Below are 15,166 nucleotides of genomic sequence, written 5' to 3'. Positions count from 1 at the left end.
CGGCCTGGCGTCCGGGTCACCGGGAGCACGACAACGACAGACCTGCGACGAGGACGTCGCCGCAACACCCGCACAGACCCGCGACGACGCGGGGTGAACCGACGGACCCCATGAGGTGGACGATGACACAAGCAGCGCATGCCGCACCCGACCTGGCCCCTCCACCGACACTCGAGGTCAGGGGAGGGCGGAAGAACTTCGGCGCGGTGCACGCGTTGCGCGGCGTCGACCTGGTCGCCCGGGCCGGTGAGGTCACGGCGCTGGTCGGTGACAACGGCGCCGGCAAGTCGACCATGATCAAGTGCGTCGCGGGCATCTTCCCGTTCGACGCCGGCGAGGTGCTGTTCGAGGGCGAGACGACGCACATCAGCTCGCCGGCTGACGCCAACGACCTCGGCATCGAGGTCGTCTACCAGGACCTCGCGCTCTGCGACAACCTCGACATCGTCCACAACATGTTCCTCGGGCGGGAGATCAAGAGGGGCATCCGGCTCGACGAGTCCGCCATGGAGACCCGCGCCGCCGAGGTGCTCGCCAGCCTGTCGGTGCGGACCGTCCGGTCCATCCGCCAGCACGTCGCCAGCCTCTCCGGCGGTCAGCGCCAGACGGTCGCCATCGCGCGGGCCGTGCTGTGGAACTCCAAGCTCGTCATCCTCGACGAGCCGACGGCCGCCCTGGGCGTCGCGCAGACCGAGCAGGTGCTGCAGCTGGTGCGCCGGCTCGCCGACGCCGGCCTCGCGGTGGTCCTGGTCTCGCACAACATGAACGACGTCTTCGAGGTCGCGGACTCCATCAACGTGCTCTACCTGGGCCAGACGGCGGCGCAGGTGCGCACCAAGGACACGTCCCGCACCGAGATCATCGAGCTCATCACGAGCGGCTCCGCCGGCCTGGCACCCGGCCAGGTGGCCCCGCGGATCTCGCCCGACGCGCCGGAGCGCGTCACGGCAGTCCCGGCCACCACGAGCGACGCGCCGACCACCACGAACGGGAGCACCTCCGCATGAGCACGTCCACGGTTCCCCCGGCGCAGACGTCGCCTTCCCTCCTGGCCGGCTCGGTCGAGCAGCCGACGTTCGGCGAGGCGGTCGGCAACTACGTGAGCAAGGTGCGCGGCGGCGACATGGGCTCGCTGCCGGCCATCCTCGCGCTCGTCGTGCTCCTCGCGGTCTTCGTGATCCTCAAGCCGGCGACCTTCCCGTCCATCGGCAACATCGCCAACCTGTTCCAGCAGGGCGCGGTCGTCGTGACGATCGCGATGGGCCTCGTGTTCGTCCTGCTGCTGGGCGAGATCGACCTGTCGGCCGGCTTCACCTCCGGGGCCTGCGGTGCCGTACTGGCCACCTGCCTCGTGGTCTACCACTGGCCGTGGTGGGCGGCGCTGCTCGCGGCGCTCGTGACCGGCCTGATCGTCGGCACCCTCCTGGGCACGCTCGTCGCGCGCGTCGGCATCCCGTCGTTCATCATCACGCTCGCGATGTTCCTGGCACTCCAAGGCGTCGTGCTCCTGATCATCGGCTCGGGCGGCAACATCTCGATCACCGACCCGGTGATCATCGCGCTGCAGAACAAGAACGTCCCGCCACTGCTCGGCTGGGCGCTCGCGATCATCGCCGTGCTCGCCTACGCGGGCTCGAGCCTGCGCACCTGGCAGCTGCGCCGCCAGCGCGGGCTGCTCGCCGCGCCGCTCGGCATGGTGGTGCTGAAGATCGTCGCGCTCGGTGGTGTCGTCATCGCGATGGTCGCCATCCTCAACCAGGAGCGCAGCCTCAACCCGCTGCGGACCTCGATCATCGGCGTGCCCATCGTGGTGCCGCTCATCGTGGTGCTCGCGCTCGGGCTCGGCTTCGTCCTGACCCGGACGGCGTTCGGTCGGCACATCTACGCCGTCGGCGGCAACGCCGAGGCGACGCGCCGGGCGGGCATCAACGTCAAGGGCGTGCGGACGGCGTGCTTCATGATCTGTTCGACGATGGCGGCAGTGGCCGGCGTGCTGGCGGCGTCGCGCGCGACGTCGGTGGACCCGAACGCGGGCGGATCGAACGTCTTGCTCTATGCCGTCGGCGCGGCCGTCATCGGTGGCACGTCGCTGTTCGGTGGCAAGGGCCGGATCATCGACGCCCTCATCGGTGGCGCCGTGATCGCGGTCATCGACAACGGCATGGCCCTGCTCGGGTACTCGCCCGGCGTCAAGTACGTTGTCACCGGTGGCGTTCTCGCCGCCGCCGCTGCGGTCGACGCGATCTCTCGTCGGCGAGCCACGGCCTCAGGGCGCGGCTAGATACCTGAAGGGGGCTGCTGGTGCGTCTGGGGGCTGGGCCGCCGGTCCGGCGCGCTGACGCGGCGGCGCAGGACGACGTCCGACGGGCCAACCTGTCCGCCGTCCTGCGCCTGCTGCACTTCCACGGTCCGGCGACGCGGTCGGACCTGGTGGCCAGCACCGGGTTCAACAGGTCGACGGTCGGGTCGCTCACGTCCGAGCTGGTCAAGCTCGGGCTCGTGCGTGAGCGACCCGGCGTCGTCTCCGGCAAGGGCCGGCCGTCCAACGTGGTGGAGCCGGTCAGCACGAGCGCGCACGTGCTCGCGTTCGACGTGACGCCGTCCAGCGTGGGGGCGGCGCGGGTCGGGCTCGGCGGCTACATGCTGCAGGTCCGACGCCGGCTGCACAGCACGTCCCCGCACGACGTCCCCGCCGTGGTCCAGCTCATCGCGACGCTGGCCAAGGAGATGCAGGCGAAGGCCGCGCCCGGGTCGGTGTGTCTCGGGCTGGTCGTCTCGGTGCCGGGCAGCGTGCGGCAGCCCGACGGCCTGGTCCGCCGGTCGCCCCCGCTGGGTTGGCACGAGGTGCCGTTCGCGGACCTGCTCCGCGCTGCGACGGACCACGAGTACCCGGTCGCCGTCGGGAACGACGGCGACCTCGGTGTCGTCGCCGAGTACCTGCGGGGCGCCGCGCGCGGTGCGCAGGACGTGCTCTACGTCCGCGGCGAGGTCGGCGTCGGCGGCGGCGTGGTCGTCGACGGCGAGCTGCTCAAGGGCGCGGGCGGCTACGCAGGGGAGGTCGGCCACCTCGTCGTGAAGCCGGGCGGGCGTGTGTGCTCGTGCGGCGCGCGAGGCTGCTGGGAGGCGGAGATCGGCGACGCCGCGCTCATCCGCGCCGTCGGCCGCGACCCGCGCGAGGCGGACATCGAGGACGTGCTCAGCGACGTCGCCATCGGCAACCGCCGGGCCATCGCGGGCGTCCGCAAGACGGGGGAGTGGGTCGGCCTCGGGCTGGCGAGCCTGGTCAACATCTTCAACCCGCGGGTCGTGGTGCTCGGCGGGACGCTCGGTGCGCTCTACCCGACGATGGAGCAGACGCTCGCGGCGTCCTACTCACGGGCGCTGGGACCGATGCGGGAGCAGGCGCTGCTGGTGCGGTCCGACCTGGGGTCGGACGCGCAGCTGGTGGGGGGTGCCGAGGTGGCCTTCGCGGACGTCCTCGAGGACCCGGCGGGCACGCTGGACGCCCGGGCGGACGACGAGCACCAGGCGCTGTCGGGCACATAGCGGCCCGACATTCTGCAGCAAAGCGCCCAGCGAAGGGTTCTCACAGGCAATCGTCGGCGTGTCACCGTCTGGTGACCCCCGGTCCGCTGCCTACTCTCGACGAGGCCAGCGCTGTACCCCGTCCGTCCCCGAACCTGGCCCGCGAGCATCGTGATCAGATTCGAGAACGTCACCAAGGTCTACGCGCGCGGCGCCCGACCGGCGCTGGACCGCGTGTCCCTGGATGTCGAGCGGGGCGAGTTCGTGTTCCTCGTCGGTGCGTCCGGCTCCGGCAAGTCGACCTTCCTGCGCCTGGTGCTGCGGGAGGAGCGGGCCTCGGCCGGCCGCGTGTTCGTCGCAGGCAAGGAGCTGGGCACGCTGTCGTCGTGGAAGGTGCCGACGCTGCGTCGCCACATCGGCGCCGTGTTCCAGGACTTCCGCCTGCTGCCCAACAAGACGGTGTTCGAGAACGTGGCGTTCGCGCTGCAGGTCATCGGCAAGCCGCGCCACCACATCCTCACCACGGTGCCGGACACGCTCGAGATGGTCGGCCTGGCCGGCAAGGAGAAGCGCCGCCCGCACGAGCTGTCCGGTGGCGAGCAGCAGCGCGTGGCCATCGCGCGCGCGTTCGTCAACCGCCCGAACATCCTGCTGTGCGACGAGCCGACGGGAAACCTCGACCCGACCACGTCCCTGGGGATCATGCGCCTGCTCGACCGGATCAACCGCACGGGCACCACGGTGGTCATGGCCACGCACGACGACGAGATCGTCGACCAGATGCGCAAGCGCGTCATCGAGCTGTCCACCGGCGAGCTGGTCCGTGACCAGTCGCGCGGCGTCTACGGGTCGGACCGCTGATGCGCCTCCAGTTCATCCTGTCCGAGATCGGCCTGGGGCTTCGTCGCAACCTGTCGATGACGATCTCCGTCATCCTCGTGACCTTCGTGTCGCTCATGTTCGTCGGCTCGGCGGCGCTGCTGCAGACGCAGATCGGCAAGATGAAGGACGACTGGTACGACAAGGTCGAGGTCTCCGTCTTCCTCTGCCCGCAGAACTCCACGGAGCCGACCTGCGCGAGCGGTGAGGTCACCGACGACCAGAAGGCCGACATCCAGGCTGCGCTGGACTCGCCGGAGATCAAGCCGTACGTCGAGCACGTCTACACGGAGTCCAAGGAGCAGGCGTACGACGCCTTCCAGAAGCAGTTCAAGGACCAGTTCTGGGCCACGGCGGCGACCGTCGACGACATGAACTCGTCGTACCGCATCAAGCTGACGGACCCGAAGCAGTACCAGGTGGTCGCGGACGTGGTCTCGGGCCGGCCCGGCGTCGAGGACGTCAAGGACCAGCAGCGGCTGTTCGACAAGCTGTTCACCGTGCTCAACAGCGCGACGCTGCTGGCAGGTGGGCTCGCGCTCGTCATGCTCCTGGCCGCGGTCCTGCTCATCACGACGACCATCCGGCTGTCCGCGCTGAGCCGCCGCCGCGAGACCGGCATCATGCGCCTGGTCGGGGCGTCGACCATGTTCATCCAGCTGCCGTTCATGCTCGAGGGTGCGATCGCCGCCACCATCGGCGCGCTGCTGGCGGTCGGTGGCCTGTGGCTGGGCGTCGGCTACCTGGTCGACGACTGGCTGGGCGAGTCGGTGACCTGGATCCCGTACGTCAGCACAGCGGACGTGCTCGCCATCGCGCCGATCCTCATCGTGGTCGCCATCGCGCTGGCCGCGATCTCGTCCCTGGTCACCCTGAGCCGCTACACGAAGGTCTGAGATGCCTCGTCTGCGGATGTCCGCGTTCCTCACGATCCTCGTCCTGCTGGTCGCCGCGTTCTTCGCCGCGCCGGCGAGCGCCGACAGCATCGACGACCGGCGCAAGGCGGCCGAGGCGCACAAGGCAGCCGTCGCGAAGGCTCGCGACGACACCGAGGCCGCGATGGAGGGCGTCGACGCGAGCATCCAGGCGCTCGCGATGCAGCTGGCGGACACCCAGGCGCAGATCCCCACCGCGCAGGCCACGCTGGATGCGGCGAACGCGGCGCTGGAGAAGGCGCAGCGCGAGGCCGCGATCATCGCGGCGCGGCTGGTCGACGCGCAGGACCAGCAGGCGACGATCTCGACGACGATCACGCAGGACGCCGAGCACGCCACCGCGATGCGTGCGGCGATCGGGCAGATGGCCCGGCAGGCCTACCAGGGCGGCGGCAGCGTCTCGGGCGTCGACGTCATCCTCGACTCGCAGAGCACGGCCGACTTCGTGCAGCGCTACGGGCTCATGGCCACGGCGCTGCGCACGCAGGCGCAGATTCTCGACGAGCTCAAGGCGACCGAGTCCGCGAACAAGAACGCGGAGGCACGCCTGGGCGCGGTGAAGGACAAGATCACCGAGCTCAAGGCGGCGGCCGACCAGAAGGTGGTCGAGGCCGACGCGGCGAAGACGGCCGCGGCCGCAGCGAAGGCCGCGCTGGACGCGTTGCTCGCCCAGCAGATCAGCCAGCAGCAGGCGCTCGACGCGCAGAGGGCCGCCCTCGAGGCGCAGCTGGCCCAGGCCGACGCCGAGGCCGCGGCCGTGCAGGCCGAGCTCCAGGCGGCCATCGCGGAGCAGAAGGCGCGCGACGCCGCGGCGGGCAAGCCGCACGGCGCGGCAGGGCCCATCGGCACCGCGCTGTTCTCCAACCCGTCGAGCATCAACCCGATCTTCGTGACGTCCGAGTACGGCATGCGCATGCACCCGACGCTGCACTACGTCCGCCTGCACGCGGGCATCGACCTGCGCACCTACTGCAACACCCCGGTGTACGCGGGCCGCGCCGGCACGGTGACGTGGGCCAAGACGCGGTTCGGCTTCGGCAACCAGGTGATGATCGACAGCGGGTTCGTCAACGGCAACGCCCTGTCGGCGTCGTACAACCACCTGACCAGCTTCGCGGTGAGCGCCGGGCAGCACGTCGAGCAGGGGCAGCTGATCGGGCGGTCGGGCAACACCGGCACGTCGGCGGCGTGCCACCTGCACTTCGAGGTGTACGTGAACGGCGCGACGACGAACCCGCGGCCCCTGCTCGGCCTCTGATTCCGCTGGCCACGGCCGGGTAGTCTCGTCCCGCACCATTCATTGAACGCAGGAACGGGGTTCGACCACAGTGGCCAAGGAGACCGGGCGCAAGCTCGTCGCCTCGAACCGGAAGGCGCGGCACGACTACGTCATCGAGGACGTGTTCGAGGCCGGCATGGTGCTCAGCGGCACCGAGGTCAAGGCGCTGCGCCTGGGCCGCGCGTCGCTGGTGGACGGCTGGTGCGAGGTGACCAACCACGAGCTCTGGCTCGAGGGCGTGCACATCCCCGAGTACTCGCAGGGCACCTGGACCAACCACGCGCCCCGCCGCAAGCGCAAGCTGCTGCTGCACCGCACGGAGATCGACCGCCTGGAGTCCCGCACCCGCGAGAAGGGGCAGACGATCATCCCGCTGTCCCTGTACTTCCTCGACGGGCGCGCCAAGGTCGAGATCGCGCTGGCCCGCGGCAAGCGCGAGTGGGACAAGCGGCAGGCGCTGCGCGAGCGTCAGGACAACCTGGAGGCGAACCGCGCGATCCGCGAGAAGCGCGACCTGTGAGGACCCTGCGGGCGTCGCTCGTCGCCCTCGTCCTCGTCCTGTTCACCGCGGTCCCGGCTCTCGCCGCGCCCGACCAGTCGAGCGGTCGGGAGATCACGCGGTACGACGTCACCGCCGCGCTGACCGCCGACGGCGTCATGAAGGTCGCGCTCGACTTCGACTTCGACTTCGGCGACGAGCCGGGTCACGGGCCCTTCCTGACCTTGCCGACGAGGGTCTACTACGACGACTCGTCGGACCGCGCGTTCCGCTACTCCGACATCTCGGCGTCGTCGCCGACCGGCGCCCCCGCACAGGTGAACCGCGAGGAGTCCGACACGGCCCTCATCCTGCGCATCGGCGACCCGGACGTCGACAACGTCTCCGGCGTGCAGACGTACCACGTCGAGTACACCGTCGACGGGCTGGTCAACCCCGCGAACGCGCAGCACTCCGGCGACGAGCTGTACTGGAACGTCATCGGCGCCGGCTGGGAGATCCCGCTGGGCGACCTGTCGGTCGAGGTCACCGGCCCGGCCGCCGTCGAGGGTGCCGTCTGCTTCGCCGGCCCCGAAGGCTCCACGTCGTCCTGCACGTCGGTGGCGTTCGACGGTGCGTCGTCCACCTTCACGCAGGACCTCGTGACCGTGGGCTCGCAGTTCTCGACGGTCACCGGGTGGCCGGCCGGGACGTTCCCCGGGGTCGAGCCGATCCTCGTCGACAAGCCCGACCCGCTCGGCCCCGTGCAGCCGGTGTCGCCGCTCGGCGTGCTGGCGCTGCTCGTGCTCATCGGCGGCGTCCTCCTCGCGATCGTGCGGGTGCGCCGCACCGGCCGCGATCGCGCGTACCTGGGTCTCACGCCCGGCCTGCGGCCGGCGGACAACCAGCCGGGTGCCGCGTCGGGCTTCCGCGATCGTCGCGAGGTCGTCTCGGTGCAGTTCCAGCCGCCGGAGGGCGTGCGGCCGGGGGAGGTGGGCACGCTCGTCGACGAGAAGGCCGACCCGGTGGACGTGACGGCGACGCTGGTCGACCTCGCGGTGCGCGGCTGGCTGCGGATCGAGGAGGTCCCGCGGTCCGACCCCCGGAAGAAGGCCAAGGACTGGACCCTCGTGCAGACGAGGAACCGCGACGGCTCGCTGCTGCCGTTCGAGGACACCCTGCTGCGGGAGATCTTCACGTCGGCGACGTCGGTCAAGCTGTCGGACCTCAAGACCACGTTCGCGTCGTCGATGGCGCAGGTGCAGGACGGTCTCTACACGCACGTCACCGAGAAGGGCTGGTTCCGGTCCAACCCGAAGTCAGTGCGCGGCGCGTGGCGTGCCGCCGGCATCGTGCTCGTCGTGATCGGCGTGGGCCTGGCGCTGTTCGCCTTCGCGTCCGGTGTCTCCGTCACGGGGATCGCGCTGGTGCCGATCGCCATCGCGGTCGTCGGCGCCCTGGTCGCGGTGCTCGGCAACGCCGCCCCCGCCCGCACCGAGGACGGCACCGCGGTGCTCGCGCAGTCGCTGGGCTTCCGCCGGTATCTGGCGACGGCCGAGGCGAACCAGCTCAAGTTCGAGGAGGGCGAGGACATCTTCAGCCGGTACCTGCCGTACGCGATCGTGTTCGGCCTGGCCGACCGGTGGGCGCGCGTGTTCTCCGAGCTCGCCGCGCAGGGCCGCGCCGTCGCGCAGCCGGGCTGGTACGTGGGCGGCTACTACCCCGGCCAGAACATCTTCTGGGCGACCGCGTTCGCCTCGTCGCTGGACCGGTTCCAGACCATCGCGACCGAGTCGATCTCCGCCCCGACGCCCGGATCGTCGGGCGGATCGGGCTTCTCCGGCGGGTTCTCCGGCGGTGGCGCCGGCGGCGGTGGTGGCGGGGGCTGGTAAGACTTCCTGTATGACGCTGCCGGTGATGCCGCCCGTGGACCCCATGCTCGCCAAGTCGGTGCCCTCCATACCCGCGGGCAAGCTGTACGAACCGAAGTGGGACGGCTTCCGGGCCATCGTCTTCCGCGACGGGGACTCCGTGGAGATCGGCTCCCGGAACACCAAGCCGATGCAGCGGTACTTCCCGGAGATCGTGTCCGCCGTCCTGTCCTTCCTTCCCGAGCGGTGCGTCGTCGACGGCGAGATCATCGTGCCGTCGTCGTCGCACAGCGGCCTCGACTTCGAGGCCCTGCTGCAGCGGGTGCACCCGGCGGAGTCGCGGGTGCGGCTGCTGTCGGTCGAGACACCCGCACTGCTGGTCCTGTTCGACGTGCTGGCGCTGGGGGACGACGACCTCACGGGGTTGCCGTTCTCCTCGCGTCGTGAGGTGCTCTCCTCGCTCGTGAAGCCCGGCGGCCCGATCTCGGTCACCGCGCAGACCGACTCGCTGGACCTCGCCACGCAGTGGTTCTCCCAGTTCGAGGGCGCGGGGCTCGACGGCATCGTCGCCAAGGACCCCGCGGGCCTCTACGAGCCCGGCAAGCGGACGATGCAGAAGATCAAGCACGAACGCACCGCCGACTGCGTGGTCGCCGGCTACCGCCCGCACAAGTCCGGGGGCGACGCCGTCGGGTCGCTGTTGCTGGGGCTGTACAACGACGACGGCGTGCTGGCCTCCGTCGGCGTCGCGGCGTCGTTCCCGATGGCGCGGCGGCGCGAGCTGGTGACGGAGCTCGCGCCCCTGGTGGTGCCCCTGGAGGGGCACCCGTGGGACTACTCGGCCGCCGCCCGCACGCCTCGCGAGGCGGCGGGAAGCCGGTGGTCCGCCGGCAAGGACCTCTCGTTCGTGCCGCTGGAGCCGTCGCTGGTGGTGGAAGTCGCGTACGACCACATGGAGGGCGACCGCTTCCGGCACACCGCGCAGTTCCGCCGGTGGCGCCCGGACCGCACTCCTGACTCGTGCACCTATGCGCAGCTCGAGGAGCCGGTCTCGTACTCGCTGTCGGACGTCCTCGCGGCCGGCTGACGTTCCACAGGTTGCGCACGGGTCGATACCAGCGATCTCCCGGTTCGCCCGAGTTCCCTGATCCTTGTCGGCACCACCCCGGGTGCCGCCGAGGAGGGCAGGACCATGGACGAGCTGCAGCGCAACGAGGCCGCCGCGGGTGGCGACGAGTTCCTTGCGACGAGCGCGCACCCGGCCCTGCCGGCGGCCACCCCGGCGGACCCGCACCCCGCCTCCGTCGCGGCCGCCACGAAGCCGACCGTGCGGCGCGGCCTGGCGATCGGCGCGGCGGGCGGCGCGCTCGCCCTCGGTCTCCTGGCCGGCGGTGTCACGGCGGGCGCGGTCGTGGCGGCGCACGCGTCGACCACCGACGACAGCACCACGACGAGCGCGCAGGGCGCCTCGTTCGTGCCGCCGACGATCGACCCGCCCCCGTCGTCCTTCGGCACCGACCCGGGCACGCAGACCGTCCCCGACACGACCCAGTCCGCCGCCACCGCGGCGAGCGCGGACCAGCAGGTCGGCGTCGTCACCATCAACACGACGCTCGGCTACCAGAACGCGGCCGCCGCCGGCACCGGCATGGTCCTCACGGCGGACGGCCTGGTGCTCACCAACAACCACGTGATCGACGGCTCGACGGCCATCGAGGTGACCATCGAGTCGAGGGGGGAGACCTACACGGCGACGGTGCTGGGCACGGACGCCACCCACGACGTCGCGCTCCTGCAGCTGCAGGGCGCGTCCGGGCTGTCGACGGTGTCGCTCGACGACGACAGCGGCGTGGTCACCGGCGACGCGGTGACGGCGGTCGGCAACGCGGAGGGCGGCGGCGACCTGCTGGCTGCCGTCGGGTCGGTCGTGGCGACGGACCAGTCGATGACGGCGTCGTCGGACGGCTCATCCTCCGAGACCCTGAGCGGGCTCATCGAGTTCTCCGCCGCGGTGGTCCCCGGCGACTCGGGTGGCCCGCTGTTCGACTCGGAGGGCGAGGTCGTCGGCATGACGACCGCGGCCTCCTCGAACAGCCAGGTGACGACGGTCGCGTACGCGATCACCATCGAGGACGCGCTGGTCATCGCCCACCAGATCGACTCGGGCGCCGCCTCCGACACCGTGACCATCGGGTATCCGGCGTTCCTCGGCATCTCGCTGGCTTCTGGGTACCAGGGCGCGGTCGTGGCGGGCGTCCTCGACGGCACCCCGGCGGCATCGTCTGGCCTGGCCGCCGGCGACACGATCACGTCCGTGAACGGGGTTGCGGTGTCGTCCGCCGCCTCGCTGTCCGAGGCTCTCGCCCAGTTCGCTCCCGGCGACTCGGTGGCGCTGACCTGGACTTCTTCGGACGGTTCCGCCGGCTCGGCCACGGTCACCCTCGTCGCCGGACCCGCCGACTGACCGGGAATGAGGCCGACCAGCCCGCCGTTGCGAGGTAGGCTGGTGGGACCGGTTGTGCTTCGGCGCTGCTGGTGCTTGAAAACTGAACATGGGGGTGATCGGTTTCGACGGTGATCGTCGAACCAGGAGAAGCGGGTCGAGGACGCACGGTTATCTCGTCAACGCTCCGTGCAAAACCATAGGTGCCAATACAAACCGCACCGACTTCGCCCTCGCCGCCTGAGCGAGTCCCGAAGTCCGTTGGCCTGAGTACGCTCTCGACTCAGTAACCAGCGTCATCTAGAGAGCCACTGCTGGTAATCCTCGTCAGTGGGGTTGCCGGGACTTTTAGCTGACTGAGCCCGTCCACAACTTGCCTGTGGGATTGTGGGGGCCGAGAAAATCACAGCAGGCTGCACCCGGAGAATCCCTGGTACTGCGTCACCGGACGCGGGTTCGATTCCCGCCACCTCCACCGCTCTGACCTGCGGAAACGTAGGTCTTGTTGACCAGGAATAGCCATCCGTTGACTCGGGTGGCTATTTTTGTGTCTGTGGCGAGCATCCGTGAGCGCCGGCGTCGCGATGGCACGAAGGCCTTCGCCGTATTGTGGCGCGACCCGGATACCGGACGCCAGACCTCGCTCACGTATGACGATCTTCGCGATGCCACGGTGGCTCGTCAGCTCACCGAAGCGGCTGGCGGATACGCCGCCGAAGCCGCGCGGATCGCGGACACTGTGCGTCATCGCGGCCCGACCGTCGATGACGTCATCTCCGAACACATCGACCTGCTGACGTCGGTCGGCCGGGACACCCGCGCGCACTACCGCCAGCAGCTCGCCACGCACATCTCGCCCGTTCTCGGCGCATATGCCGTCAAGTCGATCACCTACCGGCACGTGGCCGAGTGGGTGCGCACGATGACGGACCGCGGCTACGCACCCAAGACGATCGCCAACGTGCACGGTCTGTTCTCTGCGGCGATGACGACCGCGATCCGACTCGGGTACCGCGACGACAACCCGTGTGCTGGCGTCGAGCTGCCCAAGTCTCAGGCGACGCATGACGAGATGACGGTGCTCACGCGCGACGAGTTCGCGCTGCTGCTGTCGAAGGTCGCCGAGTACTACCGGCCGCTCGTCCTACTGCTCGTTGCCACCGGGCTGCGCTGGGGCGAGGCGACCGCGCTCACCGTCGCCGACTTCGACCTCACGTCCACGCCTGCGACCGTGCGCGTGACGAAGGCGTGGAAGCGTGACGAGAACCGTCATTCGTACGTCGGCCCACCTAAGACCAGGCGGGCGCGACGCACCGTGTCCCTTCMCGACGACCTMGTCGGCGTTCTCCGCGGCGTCATCGCCGGCAAGGCCCCGGGGGATCTCGTGTTCCCAAACACCGTCGGCAGCCAGCTCTCGTCCTCAAGGTTCTGGACGCAGACGTGGACACCCGCGCTCGAGGCCGCGATGAACCCGCTGCGGCCGGACGGGTCGCCCGACCCTGACGCGCCCCGGCTGACCAAGCGGCCCCGAGTGCACGACCTGCGGCACACGCACGCGTCGTGGATGATCGCCGCCGGCGTCGACCTGTTCATCCTCCAGCGGCGGCTCGGGCACGAGTCGATCACGACGACGACCGAGACGTACGCACACCTGCTGCCGGACCAGCAGGCGGCCGCGGCGGCCGCCGCGGGAAGAGCGTTGAACGGGCTCGTCATCCAGCCTCAATGACGGCTCACGCGCGCAGCGTGAATGTCGCGTCATCGCCGTGTCTATAGGCACGGTGTATCGCGTGGCCGTCATCGGCCGTTCGTCAGGCGATCGGGAACGCCTCCGCCAGCCGCCGATGGATCTCGTCGACGATCGTCGGTCCGAGCGCGCCGGGGGAGGTCAGTCGTTCGTACGCCTTCCGCGGCCAGAGGACGTCGACGCCATCGATCTGGAACGAGCCGCCGAACACCGGCCAGTCGGCGTCGACGAAGCAAAGCATCCCGCGCGCGGGGATGTCATCGTGACCCGCAGCGGCAAGCGCGTCCCGGACGAGCCCGACCTGCTTGTGAACGCCCTCGGCTAGCTTGGTGCCGTCGCGGGAGCCGATGACGAGGCGGGACGTGCGCGGGCGGACGATGCCGCCCTCGACCCGAAGCGTCGGTCGCCCGGCGTAGCGCTTGGCGTCGATGACGTAGACGCCTGAGGCCGCCACGGCGATGTGGTCGATGTTGGCCCTCGTGCGAGGGATCCGACGGTCGTGCAGCAGGCGGACGCCCTTGTCGGCGAGCGCGTCCAGACCTCGCCCGAGCTTCTCCTCACCCTTGGCGCCGCGCGCCCAGGCGGTCGTGGTCTGCGGCTGCTCCGAGACCGCGAGCATGAGTCCGCCGAGACGCGGGTGCGCGTCGCGAATACGCGTCTCCCGGGCCGCACTGCGGCGCTCGAACTCTCGCCGCGCCGAGCTGCCTGCTACCCCGGCCTCAACCTCGACTGGCGGCGGGGGAGAGGGCTCGGGCAGGGTGTCGCCGGTTGCCGTCTCCAGTGGCGCGGCTGCCGGGCACCGCACGCACGTGACCGACTTCGTGCTCCGGTCGTAGACGCCCGTGGTCCCGGCCGCAAGCGACGTCCCGCATGCGCGGCACGTCCCGGCGTAGCGCAGGCGCATCGTCTTGAGACCGGGGACTGACTCGCCGCCGCTTGTCGCCATGCCTGTGCATCGGCAGCTTCGCCGCCGTCCTGAACGCCCCAGATTTGCCCAGGAGCGGCGACACGGCGATGGCCGGCCCCTCAGAACATCTGCGGGTCGCCCTGCACGTGCGGGCGGCGCTGGTGCGCGCGGATCGAACGGACCGTTGCCCCGAGCGCACCGAGATCGACCGAGGCCTCAGCCGGCGGCTCGGCCTCGGGGTCGACGCCGTCGACCGTTGCAAGCCGAACAAGCGCATCAATGTGCTCGGGAAGGAAACGGATCTTGCCCCGCCCGAACTTCAGGTGCGGCACCCGACCGCGCCGCGCCTGCTCGCGCACCCACTCGACTGAGATGCCGAAGGACTCCGCGACCTCCTGCGGGGTGGCCGCCGTGTACCCGATGGTCATGGTTACTCCCTCCCGAACTCATCACGGCGCGGCGCGAGCGTCGCCGCAAGGCACTACCGGAGATCTGTGGACGACGTCAGCATCGGTTGAGGCTGTGTGTCGCCGGTGCTGTACCGCTGACGAGCGCCCTGCCGTGTGATCGCCAGGCATTGAGCGATGGCGGTCCATGGCGCGCCCACCGCGCGCGCCCGCTCAACCTCGTTCGCGATCTCGGTGTCGAGCGCCCGCACGGCCGCCCGGGCCTCGTCGCGGCGCCGAACAAGCTCCCGCAAGGGAGCGCCCTCGTACGGAGGCAAGGCCGGCCGTCTGTCGGTCAAGCGTTGTGACGACGGGCGCCGTCGGGGCGCCGGCCGCGGAGGCTGCGGCGTCGACGTCGTGCGTGACGGGATGGACCTCACCCGGTTCGACTCCGACGACGCGACCGTCCCGCCGGTCCCTAGCCATGCCGGCAATGGTGCTGCCGGACCTGACTCCGCCGCGTCGCGCGCTTCGGCCGCCGCCCGCTTCGCGCGCTCCCGTCGGATCAGGTCCCGTCGTCCCATCACGATCACCTCCCTTCGACGGCAGGTGTGCGGCGATCGGCGCAAGATGCGACGACCCACGGCTGCGAGGTGCCCAGCGGTCGGTGACTAGGCCAGACGGTGGCCTGACAACGGAGGTTTCAGGGCGTTGAC

13 protein-coding genes and 1 other RNA gene are annotated in these 15,166 nt (G+C 70.6%); 12 read left to right on the top strand and 2 right to left on the bottom strand.

Going from position 1 to position 15,166, the window contains the following annotated elements; translation table 11 throughout:
• Positions 1–122 precede the first annotated feature (122 nt).
• From ACXJKA_RS03515 to ACXJKA_RS03460, 12 genes are all read left to right on the top strand, one after another.
• Positions 123–1,007, top strand: coding sequence for an ATP-binding cassette domain-containing protein (locus ACXJKA_RS03515; protein WP_456823788.1), 885 nt, complete (start codon positions 123–125; stop codon positions 1,005–1,007).
• On the top strand, positions 1,004–2,281 hold the full coding sequence (locus ACXJKA_RS03510; RefSeq protein WP_456823787.1) for a sugar ABC transporter permease: 1,278 nt from the start codon (positions 1,004–1,006) through the stop codon (positions 2,279–2,281). Before ACXJKA_RS03515 ends, ACXJKA_RS03510 begins: the two co-directional genes overlap by 4 nt.
• A 20-nt stretch (positions 2,282–2,301) precedes the next feature.
• On the top strand, positions 2,302–3,546 hold the full coding sequence (locus tag ACXJKA_RS03505; protein ID WP_456823786.1) for an ROK family protein: 1,245 nt from the start codon (positions 2,302–2,304) through the stop codon (positions 3,544–3,546).
• A gap of 150 nt (positions 3,547–3,696) precedes the next feature.
• Complete coding sequence (gene ftsE, locus ACXJKA_RS03500) at positions 3,697–4,386, top strand: cell division ATP-binding protein FtsE (protein WP_456823785.1); 690 nt, start codon at positions 3,697–3,699, stop codon at positions 4,384–4,386.
• Positions 4,386–5,300, top strand: coding sequence for a permease-like cell division protein FtsX (gene ftsX, locus ACXJKA_RS03495; protein ID WP_456823784.1), 915 nt, complete (start codon positions 4,386–4,388; stop codon positions 5,298–5,300). The genes ftsE and ftsX overlap by 1 nt, the downstream gene beginning before the upstream one ends.
• Position 5,301: 1 nt before the next feature.
• Complete coding sequence (locus tag ACXJKA_RS03490) at positions 5,302–6,597, top strand: peptidoglycan DD-metalloendopeptidase family protein (RefSeq protein ID WP_456823783.1); 1,296 nt, start codon at positions 5,302–5,304, stop codon at positions 6,595–6,597.
• Positions 6,598–6,667: 70 nt separating this feature from the next.
• On the top strand, positions 6,668–7,138 hold the full coding sequence (gene smpB, locus ACXJKA_RS03485) for an SsrA-binding protein SmpB (RefSeq protein WP_456823782.1): 471 nt from the start codon (positions 6,668–6,670) through the stop codon (positions 7,136–7,138).
• The gene (locus tag ACXJKA_RS03480) at positions 7,135–8,988 is read left to right on the top strand and encodes a DUF2207 domain-containing protein (RefSeq protein ID WP_456823781.1); all 1,854 of its coding nucleotides are present in this window, start codon (positions 7,135–7,137) and stop codon (positions 8,986–8,988) included. The genes smpB and ACXJKA_RS03480 overlap by 4 nt, the downstream gene beginning before the upstream one ends.
• Positions 8,989–8,998: 10 nt before the next feature.
• Positions 8,999–10,054: an ATP-dependent DNA ligase gene (locus ACXJKA_RS03475; RefSeq protein ID WP_456823780.1), complete on the top strand. Its 1,056-nt coding sequence runs from the start codon at positions 8,999–9,001 to the stop codon at positions 10,052–10,054.
• A 105-nt stretch (positions 10,055–10,159) separates the two neighbouring features.
• Positions 10,160–11,431, top strand: coding sequence for a S1C family serine protease (locus ACXJKA_RS03470; RefSeq protein ID WP_456823779.1), 1,272 nt, complete (start codon positions 10,160–10,162; stop codon positions 11,429–11,431).
• A 90-nt stretch (positions 11,432–11,521) separates the two neighbouring features.
• Positions 11,522–11,888, top strand: a transfer-messenger RNA (tmRNA) gene (gene ssrA / locus ACXJKA_RS03465).
• A 195-nt stretch (positions 11,889–12,083) separates the two neighbouring features.
• Complete coding sequence (locus ACXJKA_RS03460; protein WP_456823778.1) at positions 12,084–13,139, top strand: tyrosine-type recombinase/integrase; 1,056 nt, start codon at positions 12,084–12,086, stop codon at positions 13,137–13,139.
• Positions 13,140–13,221: 82 nt separating this feature from the next.
• Here the strand turns inward: ACXJKA_RS03460 and ACXJKA_RS03455 are convergent, their stop codons facing one another.
• Positions 13,222–13,776, bottom strand: a complete 555-nt coding sequence (locus ACXJKA_RS03455) for a nuclease-related domain-containing protein (protein WP_456823777.1) — start codon at positions 13,774–13,776, stop codon at positions 13,222–13,224.
• Positions 13,777–14,183: 407 nt separating this feature from the next.
• The gene (locus ACXJKA_RS03450; RefSeq protein WP_456823776.1) at positions 14,184–14,492 is read right to left on the bottom strand and encodes a helix-turn-helix domain-containing protein; all 309 of its coding nucleotides are present in this window, start codon (positions 14,490–14,492) and stop codon (positions 14,184–14,186) included.
• Positions 14,493–15,166: the final 674 nt, after the last annotated feature.

It is taken from the genome of Cellulomonas sp. P5_E12 (assembly GCF_054049315.1).
This window is presented reverse-complemented; position numbering and strand designations above follow the sequence as displayed.